The 18,353-nt window shown below is 68.2% G+C and carries 16 protein-coding genes; 8 read left to right on the forward strand and 8 right to left on the reverse strand.

The features are described from left to right. Positions 1-42: 42 nt before the first annotated feature. Genes ACFP3H_RS11895 through ACFP3H_RS11925 form a run of 7 tightly spaced genes read right to left on the reverse strand, consistent with a single transcriptional unit; the run spans position 43 to position 9,525 of the window. Positions 43-678, reverse strand: a complete 636-nt coding sequence (locus ACFP3H_RS11895) for a hypothetical protein (RefSeq protein ID WP_378604029.1) — start codon at positions 676-678, stop codon at positions 43-45. Further along, the gene (locus ACFP3H_RS11900; protein ID WP_378604031.1) at positions 675-2,345 is read right to left on the reverse strand and encodes an ABC transporter family substrate-binding protein; all 1,671 of its coding nucleotides are present in this window, start codon (positions 2,343-2,345) and stop codon (positions 675-677) included. Before ACFP3H_RS11900 ends, ACFP3H_RS11895 begins: the two co-directional genes overlap by 4 nt. A gap of 33 nt (positions 2,346-2,378) precedes the next feature. Then, entirely contained in the window at positions 2,379-4,058 is a 1,680-nt protein-coding gene (locus ACFP3H_RS11905) for an ABC transporter family substrate-binding protein (RefSeq protein ID WP_378604034.1), read from the reverse strand. Further along, positions 4,055-5,737, reverse strand: coding sequence for an ABC transporter family substrate-binding protein (locus ACFP3H_RS11910; RefSeq protein WP_378604037.1), 1,683 nt, complete (start codon positions 5,735-5,737; stop codon positions 4,055-4,057). The genes ACFP3H_RS11905 and ACFP3H_RS11910 overlap by 4 nt, the downstream gene beginning before the upstream one ends. 10 nt (positions 5,738-5,747) lie before the next feature. Beyond that, positions 5,748-7,580 (reverse strand): ABC transporter ATP-binding protein, encoded by a 1,833-nt coding sequence (locus ACFP3H_RS11915; protein WP_417629262.1) that lies wholly within the window; start codon positions 7,578-7,580, stop codon positions 5,748-5,750. Positions 7,581-7,582: 2 nt separating this feature from the next. Further along, the gene (locus ACFP3H_RS11920) at positions 7,583-8,551 is read right to left on the reverse strand and encodes an ABC transporter permease (RefSeq protein WP_378604043.1); all 969 of its coding nucleotides are present in this window, start codon (positions 8,549-8,551) and stop codon (positions 7,583-7,585) included. Beyond that, positions 8,548-9,525 carry an ABC transporter permease gene (locus ACFP3H_RS11925; protein ID WP_378604046.1) on the reverse strand — a complete coding sequence of 326 codons (978 nt, stop codon included), beginning with the start codon at positions 9,523-9,525 and terminating at the stop codon, positions 8,548-8,550. Before ACFP3H_RS11925 ends, ACFP3H_RS11920 begins: the two co-directional genes overlap by 4 nt. An 86-nt stretch (positions 9,526-9,611) precedes the next feature. Between ACFP3H_RS11925 and ACFP3H_RS11930 the strand changes: the two genes are divergently transcribed. After that, the gene (locus tag ACFP3H_RS11930; protein WP_378604049.1) at positions 9,612-10,439 is read left to right on the forward strand and encodes an HAD family hydrolase; all 828 of its coding nucleotides are present in this window, start codon (positions 9,612-9,614) and stop codon (positions 10,437-10,439) included. 181 nt (positions 10,440-10,620) lie between these two features. Here ACFP3H_RS11930 and ACFP3H_RS11935 read toward each other — a convergent pair whose 3' ends face one another. After that, a complete protein-coding gene (locus tag ACFP3H_RS11935) occupies positions 10,621-12,927 on the reverse strand; it encodes an N-acetylmuramoyl-L-alanine amidase (protein ID WP_417629261.1) in 2,307 nt (768 codons plus the stop codon). Positions 12,928-13,240: 313 nt separating this feature from the next. Between ACFP3H_RS11935 and ACFP3H_RS11940 the strand changes: the two genes are divergently transcribed. The 7 genes from ACFP3H_RS11940 to ACFP3H_RS11970 all read left to right on the forward strand — a co-directional run bounded on the left by ACFP3H_RS11940 (position 13,241) and on the right by ACFP3H_RS11970 (position 18,304). Further along, the gene (locus tag ACFP3H_RS11940) at positions 13,241-14,773 is read left to right on the forward strand and encodes a SpoIID/LytB domain-containing protein (protein WP_378604052.1); all 1,533 of its coding nucleotides are present in this window, start codon (positions 13,241-13,243) and stop codon (positions 14,771-14,773) included. A gap of 53 nt (positions 14,774-14,826) precedes the next feature. Then, positions 14,827-15,105 (forward strand): Rossmann-fold NAD(P)-binding domain-containing protein, encoded by a 279-nt coding sequence (locus ACFP3H_RS11945; protein WP_378604055.1) that lies wholly within the window; start codon positions 14,827-14,829, stop codon positions 15,103-15,105. A gap of 55 nt (positions 15,106-15,160) precedes the next feature. Continuing rightward, positions 15,161-15,919, forward strand: coding sequence for a MerR family transcriptional regulator (locus ACFP3H_RS11950; RefSeq protein ID WP_378604058.1), 759 nt, complete (start codon positions 15,161-15,163; stop codon positions 15,917-15,919). A gap of 159 nt (positions 15,920-16,078) precedes the next feature. Then, positions 16,079-16,594 carry a hypothetical protein gene (locus tag ACFP3H_RS11955; RefSeq protein WP_378604061.1) on the forward strand — a complete coding sequence of 172 codons (516 nt, stop codon included), beginning with the start codon at positions 16,079-16,081 and terminating at the stop codon, positions 16,592-16,594. 39 nt (positions 16,595-16,633) lie between these two features. Further along, positions 16,634-17,026 (forward strand): hypothetical protein, encoded by a 393-nt coding sequence (locus tag ACFP3H_RS11960; protein WP_378604064.1) that lies wholly within the window; start codon positions 16,634-16,636, stop codon positions 17,024-17,026. 37 nt (positions 17,027-17,063) lie between these two features. After that, a complete protein-coding gene (locus tag ACFP3H_RS11965) occupies positions 17,064-17,636 on the forward strand; it encodes a hypothetical protein (protein WP_378604067.1) in 573 nt (190 codons plus the stop codon). A 32-nt stretch (positions 17,637-17,668) separates the two neighbouring features. Next, on the forward strand, positions 17,669-18,304 hold the full coding sequence (locus ACFP3H_RS11970) for a hypothetical protein (protein WP_378604069.1): 636 nt from the start codon (positions 17,669-17,671) through the stop codon (positions 18,302-18,304). The last annotated feature ends 49 nt before the right edge of the window (positions 18,305-18,353 follow it).

Below are 18,353 nucleotides of genomic sequence, written 5' to 3' on the forward strand. Positions count from 1 at the left end.
CTCGTACCCCGGGGACGGAGCCGGTCGACCGTTCTCGACATCTCAGCTCGGATCCGAGCCCCGAATCGCGGAAAGCCACGTGAAGCCGGCGGCGGCGACCGTGGTGGCGCCGACGAAGGCCCCGATCCCGCCGCCCATGACGTACACCCACAGCAGCCCCACCAGCGGCGCCCCGATCGCGGGCTGGACGTCGAGGATCAGCCGACGCCCGATGCCGTACTGCGGCGGTGGGCTCGGTCGGGACGGATTGTCGACGAGCTTGCCCGGGGGTTCGCTGGTGCGCACCCGCCCCGACGGGTAGAAGCGCGTCGCCCCGTCGAGGACGGCTTTCCCGGTCAGTTCCAGCTCGGTGGGAACCAGCGTCGCCAGCGCCGCGTCGTAGAACACCGGCAGCCACACCACCCGATCCCCGCTCGAGATCTCCAACCACGACCGGCTCACCAACCGATGCTGCTGCCGAATCCGATGACCTCGTACGGTCCCGGTCGCCACCAGCCCGGACGGCACCACGCCGAACGCGAGCCCCAGCTGATACGCGGTGAACCCGACGACCGCGATCGCCACCACCGCCAACGCGCTCACCTGATCGATGTCGCCGAACGGCACCCACGCGGCGATCACCGCGAGCGCGCCGCTGGTCACGAGCAGCGGATAGGTCAGTGCCCGCGCCGAATTCACTTCAGGAAGCCGACCTTGGTGTAGTCGGCCGAGGCGAGGCCGAACGCACCGTAGTTCGCCAGTTCGGCACGCACCGCGTAGGTGCCCGAAGCCTGTTGCAGCGGAATCGAATAGCCCTCGGCGAAGATCATCTGGTCGCACTGGTTCGCGAGTTCGATCGCCTTCTCCGGGTCGAGCTCGGAGATGGTGCGGTCGATGAGGGCGTTGAGTTCGGGCGAACCGATCCGAGCCTTGTTGGACTGCAGATTGTTCGGGTCGTAGGCGTAGATCTGCGGCAACGCGCCGAGCGGCAGAACGCTACCGCCCCAAGAGAATTGGGCCAGCTCAAAATTGCCGGGATCGATGACATCCTTGAAAAGACCGTTGCCGGGCACGGTTTGGATGTTCAGCTTCACCCCGACCTGCGCGAGATTCTGCTGCACGATCTGCGCGGTCTGCACCCACCCGTCCTGCTGGTACATCACATCGCGCAGTTCGAGCTGTCGCCCGTCCTTCTCGCGCACGTCGCCATTGAGCTTCCAGCCGAGGTCATCCAGCATTTTCGCGGCGGCGGCCGGGTCGAAGGAAATCGGCGCGGCGTTGTCCTGGTAGCCCTTCTGGCCGTTCATGAAGATGTGGTTGTTCAGCGGCCTCGGATTGTCGACCACCCCGTTCTGGGCGGCGTTCACGATGCCCTGCCGGTCGATCGCCTTGGAGATCGCGATCCGCAACTGCGGATCCTCGAGCAGCGACCCCGGCGCCCCGTTGAACGTGATGTGCGACCAGCTCGGTTCCGGCGTGCGCCGCAGCACCACCCCGTTGGCCTGCTTCGCCGCGGTGACGTTCTCGAGCCCGGACATGTAGGCGATGTCGAGTTCGTTGTTCTGGATCGCGGGCAACCACGCCGAACTGTCGAGCACGCTGTAGGTGATGTTCTGCAGCTTCGGCGTAGCGCCCCACCAGGAAGGGTTGCGGGCCAAGGTGATTCGACCCTGCCCGCGATCGATCGCGCTGATCTCGAACGGCCCGGAGCTCACCGCGAGCCCGTCGCGATCCCGATCGTTGAACGCCTCGGCCGACTCGGTGGTCGCCTTCGGATACAGCGGACTGAACTGCCCCTGCCATTCGGCGTAGGGCTGGGCGAAGGTGACGATCGCCTGCCGGTCGTCGGTGCCCCGCTCGACCTTCTCCACCCGCTCGAACCCGCTGGTCGAGGCCACCAGATACGCCGGATCCCGCCCACTCAGCGCCGCCGCCTGCGAACTCAGATCCGCCCAGGTGATCGGCGACCCGTCGGTCCACACGGCCTTCGGGTTGATCGTGTACGTCACCTGCTGCGGGTTGTGGCCGGTGAGCTCGATATCGGTGAAGTAGTCGTGATTGACCGACAGCTCGCCCGCGGCGTTGCTGGTGAACGGCGAGGGCAGGATCGGCTCGATCACATCGCCGGTGCTGTCGGTGCCGCCGTCGACCTGCAGGTAATTGAACGTCTCCGGGAACGAGCTCAACACCAACCGCAGATTGCCGCCGTCACGCAGATCCGCCACATCGTGGGGGTTGATGTCGTTGGTACTGCCGATGGTGGCCGAGCCGGGGGTGACGCCGCTGTCCGACGAACACCCCGACAGGATCAGACCGACCGCCACGCACGGGATAGCGAACTTTGTCCCCAGCGAGCGAATTCGCATGGTGTTCCTTCCTGTTCCGCGCGTGGCGGAGGGTTACTTGACGAAACCGACCTTGGTGTAGTCGTAGGAAGCCAACCCCGGCGCACCGTAGTTCGCCAGCCCTTCCCGCGTCGCGACCGCGCCCGCGGACTGCACGATGGGCAGCGAGAAGCCGGATTCGAAGATCATCTTGTCGGCTTCGTTGGCCAGTTCGATCGCCTTCTCGGGGTCGAGTTCGGCGATGACCTGCTTGATCAGCGCGTTGAGTTCCGGCGAACCGATGCGGCCCTTGTTGCTCAGCGGGTTCGCCGGATCGTAGGCGTAGATCTGGGGCAGCGCGCCGAGCGGGAAGATGCTCTTGGACCAGACGAACTGGGCGAGGTCGAAGTTGCCGGGGTCGATGATGTCGGTGAACAGGGTGCCGCCGGGGTAGGTCTCGATGATCAGCTTCACGCCGATCGCGGCGAGGTTCTGCTGCACGATCTGCGCGATCTGGGTCCAGGTGTCGGCCTGGTACATCACGTCGCGGATCTCGAGCTTGCGGCCGTCCTTCTCGCGCACGTCACCGTTGAGCTTCCAGCCCAGCTCGTCGAGCAGGCGGGCGGCTTCGGCGGGGTCGTAGGACACCGATTCGGCGTTGTCCTGGTAGCCCTTCTGGCCGACGAGGAACAGGTGGTTGTTGAGCGGTTTCGGGTCGATGACCACGCCGTTCTGGGTGGCGTTGGCGATGCCCTGCCGGTCGATGCCCTTGGAGATCGCGATCCGCAGCTTCGGGTCCGACAGCAGCGCGCCCGGCGCACCGTTGAAGGTGATGTGCGAGAACCGATTAGCGGGAGCGCGACGCACCACGATGCCCGGCGCGTTCGTCGCCGTCTTGACCTCCTCGACCCCGGACAGGGCGGTGACGTCGAGTTCGTTGTTCTGCAGGGCCGTCAACCGGGCCGCGTTGTCGAGGACGCTGAATGTGACGGTCTCGAGCTTGGGCGTCTCGCCCCACCACTTCGGGTTGCGGCTCAGGATGATTCGCTGCTGCGCGCGGTCGATCGAGGTGATCAGGAACGGCCCGGCCGACACCGGCATCTCGTTGCGGTACAGGTCGTCGAATGCCTGCGGGGTCGCGGTGAGCTGCTGCGGGTAGAGCGGGTTGAACAGGCCCTTCCACTCCGCGTAGTGCTCGCCGAAGGTGACGATCGCCTGCCGGTCGTCCTCGCCGCGTTCGACCTTCTCGACGCTGCTGTAGCCCTGGCTGGCCGCGATCTGGAACGCGGTATCGCGCCCGCTCAGCGCGTTGGCCTGCGACCGCAGGTCCGCCCAGGTGATGGGGGTGCCGTCGGACCAGACCGCCTTCGGGTTGATCGTGTACTTGATCTGCTGCGGGCTGGTGCCGATGAGTTCGACATCGGTGTAGTAGTCGTGATCGGTCGCGAGTTCGCCCGCCGCGTTGGAGGTGAGCGTGCCCGGCAGCGCCCAGGCGCTCAGGTCGCTGACCTCACCGTCGGAGTCCACGTGCAGGGTGTTGAACGTCGCGGGCATCCCCGTCAGGGCCAACCGCAGATTGCCGCCGTCGCGCAGGGCGTCGCGGTCCTTCGGGTTGATGTCGTTGACGGCGCCGATCGCGCTCGATCCCGCCTCCACCTCGACATCGGACCCACAACCACCGAGGACCAGGGCGAGCGCGAGCAGTGGTGCCGCCGTGCGAAAACTACGGCTGCGCAACGTGGTTCGTTGACTCATTTCAGGAATCCGATCTTCGTATAGTCGTACGTCGCCAACCCGGGTGACCCGATATTGGCGAGGGTGGTGCGGGCGCCGACGCTGCCGTCCGACTGCATCAGGGGCAGGGAGTGGCCTTCGGCGAAGACCGCGCGGTCGACCTGGTTGGCGAGGTCGATCGACTTCTGCGGGTCGAGTTCGGTGAGGGTCTGCTCGATGAGGGCGTTGAGTTCGGGGGAGCCGATGCGGCCGTAGTTGCCCTGCAGGTCGGTGGGGTCGTAGTAGTAGATCTGGCGCAGGCTGCTCAGGGGGAAGGGGTCGCCCTGGTAGACGTACTGGGCGGCGTCGAAGTCGCCGGGCTGGATGACATCGGTGAACAGACCGGCGGCGGGTTTGGTGTCGATGGTCAGGCCGACGCCGATGGCGGCCAGGTTCTGCTGGATGATCTGGGCGACCTGGACCCAGGTGGGGTCGTTGTACATGACGTCGCGGATGACGAGCTTGCGCCCGTCCTTCTCGCGGACCTCACCGTTGAGCTTCCACCCGAGGTTGTCGAGTTCGGTGGCCGCGGCGGCGGGGTCGAAGCCGAGACTGTTGTCCTGATAACCCTTCTGGCCCTGTAGGAATACGTGATTGTTGAGCGGTTTCGGGTTCTCGACCAGCCCGTTCTGCACGGCGTTGACGATGCCCTGCCGGTCGATGGCTTTCGAGATAGCCACGCGCACACCGGCATCGGCCAGGATCGAGCCGGGTGCGCCGTTGAAGGTGATGTGGCGCCAGCGATTACCCGGTGCGCGGCGCACGACCAGTCCGTTGGTGCCGCGCACGGTCTTCACGTCGTCGATGGTGGTCAGGCGCACGAGGTCGAGTTCGTTGTTCTGTAGCGCCTGCACCCAGGACGAATGGTCGAGCACGCTATAGGTGATGGTGTCGAGCACCGGCTTGTCACCCCACCATTTCGGGTTGTGGCCCAGGGTGATTCGGCCCTGGCCGCGATCGGTGGCGGTGACCAGGAATGGGCCGGAGGTGAGGGTGATCGCGTCGGCCAGGCCGGTGTTGAACGCCTCGGGCGTGGCCGTCACCGACTTCGGGTAGAGCGCGGAGTTGCCGGAGAACTGGCCGCGCCAGTCGGCGAACGGCTTGCCGAAGGTGAGCACGGCCTGGCGGTCGTCGGTGCCGCGCTCGACCTTGTCGACGAACTCGAAACCGTTGGTGATCGCGATCAGGTAGCTCTTGTCGCGGCCACTCAGGGCGTGCGCCTGGCTGGCGAGGTCCTCCCAGGTGATCGGCGAACCGTCCGACCACACGGCCTTCGGGTTGATCGTGTACGTGACCTGCATGGGATCGGTGCTGTTCAGGGAGATGTCGGTGAAGTAGTCGGTGTCGATACTGAGCTGGCCGGCCGCGTCTACCTCGAACGAACGCGGCAGCATCGGGCGCACGATCTCGCCGATCTCACCGTTGTTGCCGTCATTGGACAGGATGTTCCAGTTGGCGGGATAGTCGGTGGTGGCCAGGCGCAGGTTGCCGCCCTGGCGCAGCGCGTCGGCGGGCTGGGGGTTGATATCGCTGGTCACGCCGAGCGCGTCGGTGGACCCGGCCGGTGGCTCGTCCCCGGCGGCACAGCCCGCGAGCGACATCGCGACCGCGACAACCACGGCGGCACACCGCGTTCGGACGGGGATGCGTCGGGTTGTCATAGCGCCTCCGTTATGCGACGGGTTCGGGCACGGCCGCGATGAGCGAGCGCGTGTACTCGTGCTGAGGATCGGCGAAGATGCGGTCCGCCGGACCCGATTCGACGATCTTGCCCTGCAACATCACCGCGATGTCGTGGGCCAGGTTCCGCACCACCGACAGGTCGTGGGACACGAACAGATACGACAGTCCGCGCTCGGCCTGCAGGTCACGCAGCAGATTGAGCACCCCGGCCTGGATCGACACATCCAGCGACGACACGGGTTCGTCGAGCACGAGCAGTTGCGGATCCAAGGCCAGCGCCCTGGCGATGCTGATGCGCTGCTTCTGCCCACCGGAGAAATCGGCGGGGTAGCGGTCGGCATGCTCGGGCCGTAATCCGACCTGCCGCAACAACTCCGGCACCCGGCGGTTGACCTCCTCGCGCGAGCGGCCGTCGATGCGCAACGGTTCGGCGAGCACGTCGAAGATCGGCAGGCGCGGGTCCAGCGAGGCGCTGGGGTCCTGGAACACGATCTGCATCTTGCGGCGGATCTCGCGGATGCGCGGCTTGGTGAGGGTGGCGACGTCGTTGCCGAGCACCTCGATGGTGCCCGACTGCGGTCGCACCAGGTCCATGATCTGCGACAGCGTCGTCGACTTGCCCGAACCCGATTCGCCCACCAGCGCCAGCGTGCGCCCCGCGCGCACGGTGAAGCTGATGCCGTCGACCGCGCGGACCTCGCCGGTGCGGCGGCGCAGCAGCACGCCGGAGGTGAGCGGGAAGGTCTTGACCAGGTCGGTGACGCGCAGCACCACGTCGTCGTCGGTGCGGTCGGGGTGCGGCGGGGTCGGGATCTCCTCGCGATAGGCCTCGAACAGCTGCGCGCTGTCGACCTCGGCGGTGCGGATGCAGGCCACCGCGTGACCGTGGCGCACCTTCTCCAGCGGCGGTTCGGCGGCGGTGCAGTCGGGGATGGCGACCGGGCAGCGCGGCGCGAACGAGCAGCCGGGCGGCAGCGCGTGCATGGCGGGCGGTGCGCCGACGATGGGGATCAGCGGGGTGCGCGGCGGGCCGTCCATGCGCGGAATGGAACCGAGCAGCCCGACCGTGTACGGCATCCGCGGCACGGCGAAAAGCTCTGCTACGGGCGCGGTTTCGACCACCTTGCCCGCGTACATGACCGCGACCCGGTCGGCGACCGTCGCCGCGATGCCCAGATCGTGGGTGATCATGATGACGCCCGCGCCGGTGATGTCGCGCGCCTTGCGCAGCAGCGCGAGGATCTGGGCCTGCACCGTCACGTCGAGGGCGGTGGTCGGCTCGTCGCAGATGATCAGGGCGGGATCGTTGGCGATGGCCATCGCGATCACCACGCGCTGGCGCATCCCGCCGGAGAACTCGTGCGGGAACGCCCGCGCCCGCGTGCGCGCGTCGGCGATACCGACGAGTTCGAGCAGCTCCACGGCCCGTTCGCCGGCTTCCTTGCGGCTCATCTTCTTGTGCGCGAGCAGCGCCTCGGCGACCTGATCGCCCACCCGATACACCGGGGTCAGTGCCGAGAGCGGGTCCTGGAAGACCATGCTGATCGCCGAACCGCGCAGCTTCGACATCTGCTTGTCGCCGAGCCCGAGCAGCTCGCGCCCGCGCAACCGCACCGAGCCCTGCACGCGCGCCTGCTCGGGCAGCAGCCCGATCACCGCCAGCGAGGACACCGATTTACCCGACCCGGACTCGCCCACGATGGCCAGCACCTCGCCGTCGGCCACGGTGTAGTTCACCCCGCGCACGGCCTCGACCCGGCCCTCCTCGCCGGGAAACGACACCCGCAGGTCGGTGACCTCGAGCAGGGGTGCGGTCGACACGGTCATCGCTTCTCCGCTTCCGTCAGCTCCACCTGCGCCTTGTCCTTGCGCTCGCGCACCTTCCGGCGATCCTTGCGCGCACCACGGGCGCCGGGGTCGAAGGCATCGCGCAGCCCGTCGCCGACGAGGTTGGCGCACAACACGATCGTGATCAGCAGCCCACCCGAGAACAGGAACAGCCACGGGTAGGTGAGCGCCGATTTGGTGCCCGCCGCGATCAGCGACCCCAGCGAGACATCCGGCGGCTGCACGCCGAAACCCAGGAAGCTCAAACCGGTTTCGGCGCTGATGGCCGCACCGACCGCCAGGGTGGTGTCGATGATCAGGATCGAGGCGATGTTCGGCACGATGTGGCTGGTGATCACCGTGCGCGTCGGCGCGCCCATGTATTTCGCGGCGCGGACGAATTCGCGATCACGCAGGCTCAGCGTCATCCCGCGCACGATGCGGGCCGCGATCATCCACCCGAACACGCTGAGCAGCACGATCAGGATCAGGATCGACCCCGAACCCTTGGTGCGCGGGGCGAACAGGGCGATGATGATGAAGCTCGGGATCACCAGCAGCAGATCGACCAGCCACATGATGGCCCGGTCGGTCCACCCGCCGCGCAGCCCGGCCACCGCGCCCGCCGTCGCGGCGATCACGCTGGAGAACAGCGCCACGCAGAAACCGATGATCAGCGACTTCTGTAGGCCGCGCATGGTCTGGGCGAGCACGTCCTGGCCGATCTGGGTGGTGCCGAACGGGTGCTCGAGGCTCGGCGGTTTCATCAGGGCCGTGTAGTCCATCTGCTGGTAGTCCCACGGCAGCAGCGGCGGCACCGCGAAACTGGCGATGACCAGCAGCAGCAGGATGACCGCGCCGACCACGGCGGGCTTGTTGCGCAGGAACCGCCGCCACACCAGTTTGCGGCGCCCGGCCGCGACGGCCTCCGGGGCGCCGACGGCGATGAGTTCGGTTTCGGTCATGAGACACGCACCCTCGGGTCCAGCAGGGCCAGCACCACGTCGGAGAGCAGCCCCGACACCAACACGACCAGCCCGGCGAACGCGGTCACCGTCACCACCACGTAGAGGTCCTGGGCGTTGATCGAATCGACCAGCCACTCACCGACCCCGTGCCAGCCGAAGATCTTCTCCACGAAGGTGGCGCCGGTGATCAGGCCGCCGAGGCTGTAGGCGAACAGGGTCGCCATCGGGATCAGCGCGGTGCGTAGGCCGTGTTTGTAGAGGGCGTGATTGCGGGTCAGGCCCTTGGCGCGCGCGGTGCGGATGAAGTCGCTGCCGAGCACATCGAGCATGGCGTTGCGCTGGTAGCGGCTGTAACCGGCCATCGAACCGAGCGCCAGGGCCAGCGTGGGAATCACCAGATGCTGTGCGCGGTCGAGCATTTGGTTCCAGAATCCGGTGATCTGGGTGGCCGAGGTCTCGCCGGTATAGAGGAAGATCTGCGTTCCGGTCACCGTATTGATCTGTAGCGCACCGTATTTCAACAGCGTCGCCAGCAGGAAGATCGGCGTCGAGATGATCAGCAGCGAGAGCACCGTCGAGAAATAGTCACTGAACTTGTACTGCCGGATCGCCCCCGCCGCACCGATCAACACCCCCAGCACCGTGCCGATGATCGACCCGAGGATCAGCAGCCGCAGACTCACCGCCACCCGGCGCCCCAACTCCTCGCTCACCGGCTGACCGGCCAGCGTCGTGCCGAAGTCACCGTGCGCGACCCCGCCCAACCAGGTCAGATAGCGCTGCGGGATCGGTTCGTCGAGGTGCAACTGCGCGGCTTTGGCGTCGATCACCGACTGCGGCGGACGCGGATTGCGCTGCTCGAGACTCTCCAGCGGATTGAACGTGAGCGAGGCCAGACTGAAGGTCAGGAAGGAGGCCAGCAGAAGCAGCACAACGTAGTTGAGCGTACGTCGCAACAGGAAGCCGGCCATCTGTCCCCTCTGGATCGGTTGATCAGGCCCTGATCATAGGGACAGTCCGGCACCCTCGCGTGCCGACGTGCGGCAGGATGGTCGGGATGACGCACCCGCAATCGAAACCGCAGCTGGTGGCCACCGATGTCGACGGCACCCTGATCGACGACGACGAGAAGGTCTCGCCCCGCACCAGGGCCGTCGTCGAGGCCCTGGTCGCCGACGGCGCCACCTTCGTGCTCGCCACCGGCCGCCCCCCGCGCTGGATCGCCCCGGTGGTCAGCGAACTCGGGTACGCGCCGCTCGCGGTCTGCGGCAACGGCGCGGTGATCTACGACAGCGGCACCGACCGCGTGCTGTCGAGCCACACCCTCGACGTCGACACGCTGGGCTGGCTGGCCGAGGTCGCCGAACGCGCCCTGCCCGGCTGCGGCCTGGCCACCGAGCGGGTCGGCGCCAGCGCCCACGACGCGGTGACCCCGCAGTTCGTCAGCTCCCCGACCTACGAACACGCCTGGCTCAACCCCGACGACACCGTCGTCTCGCACGCCGAGGTCATCGACTCGCCCGCGATCAAGATGCTCATCCGCCTCAGCTCGGCCCGCAGTTCCGAGATGCGCGCGGCCCTGGCCCCGCTGATCGGCGACCGCGCCGAGATCACCTACTCCACCGAGAAGGGCCTGATCGAACTGTCGGTCCCGCGCGTCACCAAGGCCTCCGGGCTGCTCGAGGTGGCCCAGCGGATCGGCGTCGCGCCGTCGGCGATCGTCGCCTTCGGTGACATGCCCAACGACGTGCCCATGCTCTCGATGGCGGGCCACGGCGTCGCGATGGGCAACGCGCACGCCGAAGCCCGCGCGGCCGCCGACGAGGTGACCGCCACCAACCACGACCACGGCGTGGCGATGGTGCTCGAACGCTGGTGGGGTTAGGTTCCGGTCCGCTGGGAGTGGCATATTCGTGCACTCGTCCGCCCTCCAGGCCGTTTTTCGCTCCGTAGCGCGAAGAAGTGCACGAAAATGCCATGGCGGTGGCGGTGCGCCTCGGCGCGACAAGAAACAGCCGGTGCCTCGCTGAGCGGGGCACCGGCTGTTCTTCGCCAGGTCGGGGGTATCAGCCGACCGGGGCGGGTTCGGGGGCGGGCGGTGGATCCGCCGGGGCCGGCACCGCCAGCTCGACCAGCGGCGCGGACTCGGGCGGGGCCTGCGGGGCGCGGGCGCTCATCTGCTGCTTGTAGGTCTCGTCGTAGGTCTTCCAGAACGTCGTGACGATGCCGGTGAGCTCGTTCAACACCAGCGAACCGTGCTCGAAGTCCGTGCGCACCCCGTCGGGCACCACATACGCACCCGCCGTGGGCAATCCGAGCACGCCCGCGTCGGCGCCCAGACTCAGATAGCGGTCCAGAATCGCGCCGATCACCTCGAACACCTGCCCGTCCGGCCCGGCGTAGACGAACCCGTTGGCGAACTTCGCGAACTGTCGACCCTGCGCGCCCGCCAGCAGATCCGACTGCGGCGCGCCCAGCGGACTGTCCACCCCGCCCTTGGCGACCCAGTGCTTGGCGATCGCGTTGTCGCCGGACAGGCCGAGGAACTTGTCGATCAGCGCGCCCAGCTCGGCCATGTTCCCCTGCGGGGCCCGCGCCTGCTGCTGGCTGCGCGGACGACTCGGGGTGGCCGGGGAGGCGTAGGTGCCCGCGTTGCCCGCCGCGATGCCGCGGATCCGGTCCATCAGCGCGTAGGCGGCGTCGCCGGGGCAGTCGGTGTTGCCCACGTCGCGGTGCGCGAACACCACCGGCAACTCGACCTCCTCGTTCAGCGCGTACGGCGTGAACTCGGTGCCCTCGGAGTACATGGTGGTGTAGCCGCGCGGATTCAACCCGGCCAACTTGGTCCGCCACCCGATGAACTTGCCGATCGCGGTGATCGACTCGTTGCTCGGATCCTCGTTCTCGTAGTTGCCCATCAGCGCCACGCCCGAGGTGTTCTCGTTGAACCCGCCCGCGTGCGCGCCCTGCACCGCCCGATCCAACCCGCCGTAGCGACCCTCGAAGATCTGGCCGTACTGGTCCACCAGGGCGTTGTAGCCGATGTCGCACCAGCCCAACGTTTCCGCGTGATAGGTGTAGATCGCGCGGACGATGCCCGCCGACTCCGCCCGGCTGTAGTCGTTGCGACCGGCCGTGTGGTGCACGGTGATCCCGCCGACGCTGTCGTCGTAGGTGGGTTCCTGGCAGCGGATCGACTCGTCGGCGCCCCACTGCGCGCGGGTGATCACCTTCGGCCCGCCGCCCGGCAGCGCCGCCGCCACATCGTTGAGCGCGGCATCGATCGCGGCCCGGCCCGGATTGATCAGCACCGCCCGCAGCGCGGCCTCGGTGAGGTGCGCCGGGTCGTGATCGGGGCCCGCGGCGGGCTTGCGGGTGACCAGCATCTGCACCGCGGTGGTCTCGCCGACATAGATCGGCTCGGTGCCGGTCGGCGCGTCGGCCGGAGCCTGATCGGTGGCCCTGGTGTCGACCGGATCGGCGTTGTACCAGGGGCCCCAGCTGCCGTCCTGCTGCTTGGCCCGCAGCTTGGTGGTGGTGTTGGCCAGATCGCGGGCGGTGAGGGCGACCATGCTGAAGGGGGTCTCCTGGGAGACCTCCTTGACCTGGGCGCCGACCTGATCGATGACGTCCTCGCCGACCGCGCCGGGGGCGAGGGCGGGGGTTTCGGGGGTGGTGCCGGGTTCCATGTTCTCGGGTTCGGCGATGAAATGGGCGCCGGGAGTGCGGGATTGGGAGACCGGGGACGCGGAGGGGGGTGCCTGCGCCGGGGGGTTCGCGGCCGGGTCCTGTGCGTCCTGTCCGGTGGGTGAGAACTCGGCCGGAGCCGGAGCCGGGGCCGGGGCTTCGGCTGCTGCCGGGGGTGCCTGCACCGGGAGGTTCGCGGCCGGGTCCTGCGCGTCCTGTCCGGTGGGCGCGGACTCGGCCGGAGCGGGAGCCGGGGCCGGGGCGGGAGCCGGGGCCGGGGGTGGGGGAGCGGGCGGTGCCGTCGGCACTGTCGTGCTCGGAACCGGCGGACGCGCCTGCGCCGGGTCGGGAGTCGGGGCCGCCTGCGGGGCCTGCGGTTTCGTCGGGAGCTGCGGCAGCGGGATCTCGGCGGGCAGCGCCACGCCCGGGGGCACCGGCAGGCCCTGCGGGATCGGGATCGCGGCGGGCAGCTGCAACATGCGCAGGTCCGACAGTCGGAGGTCGGGGAGGTCCAGGCCCGTCAGCTCGCGTAGCGGAATGGTGATGTCGGGGACCGAGGTCAGCGCCACCTCCGCCAATTGCGCTGGGACCGCCGCGATCTGGGAGTCGTTCGCGCTGCGGTAGTCGGTCGAATCGCTGAGGGCGAACGCGCCGATCGGAGCGGCGACAGCGAGGGTCGTGACCACCGGGAGCACATAGGAACGTCTCGGCTTTCGGTTTCGCACGTGCGACTCCTATCCGGGTCGAGCAGGCGTTTCCGGCGGCTGGGAGCCGTGAGATCGCGGCCCCGGCCTCGACCGGGTCAGTTCGCGCTGTAGTGCATGTGATGCTTGCTTCGACTAACCTCACGCATCACACTAGTTAACATACGCCACATATCTCAACCTCAACTCGAGACTTATGTGATTGCTCGAATGTAGCCCTCGGATCCCGCTCGGCGACGACGACATGCCGACGCGAGCTCTGCCGGTAGAACCGCGAAACCCGTGGGAGCGCACTATGAGAGCCGACATCAAGATCACTGAGAAATCGCGCCGAGGCACCCGCCGCCGGATGGTCCCGATGGTGCGCACCGCACCACTGTCGGTACTGGTCAGCGGGACCGTCGTGGCGGTGGCGGGCGCGGTCGGGCTGTGGCAGATCCTGCCCGGACAGATCACCCCGACCGTCGGCGCGGGCCACGGCCGCGGCATGAGCCAGGTCGGCGCCTTCCACAACGCGCAGGCGGGCTGGTCGGCCGAGGAGATCCTCGGCCACTACTACCCCGGAGCGGATCTCGGGCACATCGGCCCGACCACCATCGCCGTCCGACTCCAGGCCCAAGACGACGCCACCCTCGACACCTACGCCGCCGCGGGCGCCCAGGTCGCCGGGCGCACCATCGGCCCCGGCGAGGCGGCCCACCTCACGCCCCTGCCCGACGGCGGCGCGAACGTGGTCGTCACCGCGGGCTGCGACGGAGAAGTGCTGTGGCAGGCCGCGACCGACGACCCGTTCGTCTACCCGGTCGGCGCGGGTGCGGGCCGACCCGCCGAGGAACACCTGACCCTGTGCAACGGGACCGGCTATCGCGGCGCGCTCGGCGTCGCCCTCGACGGCGAGTCCTATCGCACGGTCAACACGGTGGATGTCGACGACTACCTCGCCGGCCTGCTCCCCGCCGAGATGCAGGCCAACTGGGCCGACCAGGGCGGCTTCGAAGCCCTGCGCGCCCAAGCGATCGCGGCGCGTTCCTACGCGCTGTCGGAAAGTCGGTACCACTACGCGCAGACCTGCGACACCACCGACTGCCAGGCGTATCCCGGTACGGTCAAAGAGGATTCGCGCACCACCGAGGCGGTCGGCGCGACCACCGGCACGGTACTGCTGCGCGACGGGCAGATTCTGCGCTCGGAATACTCCGCGGCACCCGACGGCGGTAGACCCGCCGACATCCACACCTTCGAGGTCGGCCCAGCCCCCTCCGAACTGGTCGAATCAGCGCCTGCCCCAACAGTTCCCGACGCCCCGCCCGCACCCGAGGCTCCCCGCGACTCGACCGTCGATGTCCTCGCGGGTGAGTCGGTGATCGATGCGGCATACCGGCGACTCGGCGGTCCTGACAGCGCCGTCGGTGAGCCGATCGGCCCGGAAATGCTGCTACCGCAACGAGCAGGCACCTACCGGCTGTACACGAACGGTGTCATCGTCGCGACGGAAACCCTTGGTGCCCAGGTCATCGACTTCTCCACACTGCTCCAACTCGTTCCTGACGTGGCCGATCAACTGCCACCGACAACAGGCTCCGGCCGACCACGACTCAAGGCACCGACAGGCACTGTGCCGCAACTGGTTCCACCGGTCGACCCCCGCCCGGTACGGATCCCCTCGGTCGCCGATGTCACGGGCGAGCCGACGCCGGGCCCATCGAACACCGACGAAGCCGCACCCGCCCCGGCGACACCCGCTCAGCCAGAAACCATGCTGCCGGAACATGATTCGCCCCCGACCTCGGCTGCCGCCGATCTTCCTGGCCCACACGACGGGGAGTGAGTACGTAGTCACGCATCGCCTCGACCGTCGACGTCGACCGGCGCGCACTCGAGGTGCCGTTCGAGCTCGAGGTGCACTCGCCGATCCAGCTCACCCGCGCCCTGCTCCCGGCCATGATCGCCCGCCGCGGCGGCACGCTGCTGGTCACCTCCGGCGCCTCCGAACACCGGGTGCAGCCCTACCTGGCCAACGTCGGGGTCGCGCTCGGCGCGCAGCGGGCCTACGCGCGGCAGCTGGCCGGCGAGCTCGCCGGGACCGGCGTGTACGCGGGGCTGTGGCGGATGTACACCGAGCGCGACACGGCGGAGGTCGAGGTCGGATTCACGGCTTGACCTTGACGTAGCGTCAACCTGCACAGTGGAGGTACCGACGAGGAAAGGGCAGGTCATGACGGGTGAATGGGCGATTCAGGAGCTCGCGAAAGCCGCGGGAACCACCAGCCGCACCCTGCGCCACTACGGCGAGCTCGGCCTGTTGGAGCCCAGCCGCATCGGCGCCAACGGGTACCGGTACTACGACCAGAGCTCCCTGGTTCGCCTCCAGCGCATCCTGCTGCTGCGCGAACTCGGCCTCGGCCTGCCCGTGATCGCCGAGGTCCTCGCCGGTGACCAGGACACCACCGCCGCCCTGCGCACCCACCTGGAACTGCTTCGGCAGCAACAGGATCGGATCGCCCGGCAGATCGACTCGGTGTCGACCACATTGCACAAGACCGAAAGAGGTGAACCACTCATGGCCGCAGAGGTTTTCGACGGCTTCGACCACACCCAGTACAGGGATGAGGTCACCGAACGCTGGGGTAAACAGGCCTACGAGAGCGGCGACCGCTGGTGGCGATCGCTCACCGAGGCGGACAAGAAGTCCTTCCAGCAAACCCAACTCGACATCGCCGCCGACTTCGGAAGGGCCTATGCCACAGCACTTCCCGCCGAAAGTCTCGAAGTCCAGTCCATCGTCGAACGCCACCGCACCTGGCTGGGCGCGGGCACCCAGGGCAAACCCGTCACCAACGAGTACCTGCTCGCCCTCGGCGAAATGTACGTAGCCGACCCGCGCTTCCGCAAGAACTACGACGTACACGGCGACGGTACCGCCGACTACATCCTCGAAGCCTTCCGCGCCTACGCCGCAGCCCACCCGGCCTGAAAGGCGTTGCACGGAGCTCGAACCCACGGCCGCGCTCGGATCATCCGGGCGCGGCTGTCGTCGGCTGGGTGACCATCGTTCCGGTTAGGCTGCCGAGTAACTCGCCGGTGAGTACGGCGACGATCGCGAGGGGAAGCCGTGAATTCTTGGCAGGGATATGTGCCGCCGAAGACGAAGGCGGTGTGGAGTCCGCCTATCGCGGCTGTGCTTGCCGGGGGTGCGGCCGCGCTGATGGGGATGTATTCACTGGTGCTCGCCGCGATTACGTTGTCGGCTCTGCGTGTGGCGGCGGGCAAGGGCGAGCCCCAGTACGGCACGGACGAACTGCGGGTCGCGCGCCTCGAGTACCAGCTTCAAGTGATCGACCGTCAGCTCGATCTGGGGATCTATGCCGTCCTCGCGGTACTGCTCGGCGTGGGTGGCGTGCTGATGCTGATCCGGCGCTCAGGCGGACCGACCATGGTGATCATCGGCAGTGGCCTCACGATGTTCACGATGTGGGGCGCCGGTGCGACTACTCCCGCCACCGCGGTCAGCTTCGGTATCTTGTCGCTGGTCCCGATCTGCATGCTGATCTGCGCGCTCCTACCGTCGACGCAACGCTGGATCGGTTCCCGAAATCCCCAGTTCACGGCGACGAATATCCCGCGTCCGCCGGTTCCGCCGTATAACTGACGGCGACGTCGACGAACTAGTGGGGACAGTGTGGAACAGGTGGGGCCCTCGCGGGGGGTGACCGCGTTGATCGCGGGGTGGTTGGGCGTGTTGGTCGGGGTGGCCGGGTTGTTCGTGGGGGCGGCGACGGCGGTGTTTCGGGCCGGGGGACGGCAGGTCGACCTCGACTATGTGGGCGCGGGGATCGTGGGCGGGTTGGGGGCGGTGTACCTGCTGGGGGCGGTGCTGTTGTTGCGGCGGCGGATGATCGGGCGGCGGGTGCTGCTCACCGTGGCGGCGGTGATGGCGGGGGCCACGCTGCTGGTGATCGTGTTGAACGGGGCCAGTCACGGGTGGCGGCTCGGGCCGTTGGATGTCTGGTTCGGGGTCAATGTGGTGATCCTCGGGCTGAGTCTGAGCGAGGCGACGCGGCGGTGGACCGTCACGCGGTAGGTGGGTGCGCGACCGGTCGGGACGCTACGGTCAGGGCATGGTTGTGCGGGATGCCGAAACGAAAACCGTGAGCTGGGCCGACATCACCGGCGCGGTCGTCGCCGCCGTCGCGGCGCTGGGAAACCTGGTCGGGGCCTTCGTGATCGCGCGGGCGTTCTTCGACGACCGTGGCCTGCTGGACGATTCGCTGGCCGGGTTCACCGTGCTCGGCGCGCTGGTGTTGGCCGCGGTGCTCGGGTATTCGGCCGTGCTGCACGCCAGGGGTGACGAGACGGGGCGCTGGATCCTGTTCGTCGCCGCGATCGTGCAGATCGCCCTCGGCATCCTCGGATTGCTCGCCTGCCTGCTGAATTACGACCCCGGCTACGGGATCCACTGGTTCGAGCGCGCGAGCGACCTGCGCGCGATTCTCGACGCGGGCACCTTCCTGCCCGGTGCGGTGACCGCGCTCGTCACGCACAGTTGGTTGGGGGCACTGGCCGCCCTGGTGCTCGGTGCGGTGATGGGCGCCGCGACGGTGCGGTTGACGCCGACCGCGCGCGTCTCGACCGTTGACGCGAAGCCCAGCGGGGTCACTCACCCGGAAAACCTTGTCGGACCGGCCGTATAGTTTCAGCAGATCAGCACGAGGAGGGGGACATCATGGGGTATCCGTACGGCCAATCGGGCCACGACCCGTACGCGGCACAGGGTTACGCGCAACCCGCCTACGACCCGTACACGGGCCAACCACTCCAGGGCGCACAGCCCTACGGCGCCCACAACGCCTATCCCGCACCGGCTTACGGCGCCGCGCCGTACCCCTACGCCCAGGGCTACCCCCAGCAGCGCGCCGGCGGCGGCACCGCGATCACCGCGGCCGTCATCACCCTGCTGCTGTCCCTGCTCGGCCTGGCGGGCCTCGGAATCAGCGCGGCCATCGTCTTCGGCAGCACCTCGTCGAGCGCGTCCGATACCGAACTCCGCGAGATCATGATCCCCATCATGGCGGTCAGCACCGTGCCCTGCCTGCTGATGTTCCTCGGCTCGATCCTGCTGTTCAAACGCAAGACCGCCGGCCGCGTGATCATCATCCTCATGATGATGCTGAGCGTCGGCTACACCGCCATCTCCACGCTGGTCACCCTCAAGAATTCCGACAGCGGCGCGGTCGGCGTCGGCATCGGCAGTGCCGTCGTCGTGGGCGCCCTACCCCTGCTGATCCTGCTCCTGGCCGCCGCCCCCTCCACCGGCCGCTGGATCCGCGAGGGCCGCCAACCCACCCACCCGTACTACTGACGACCGCACCGGCGGATCGGGGCTGGTCAGGGGCTGGTCGGGCACTCCG

This window comes from Nocardia lasii (genome assembly GCF_042658545.1).
Lineage (GTDB): Bacteria > Actinomycetota > Actinomycetes > Mycobacteriales > Mycobacteriaceae > Nocardia > Nocardia lasii.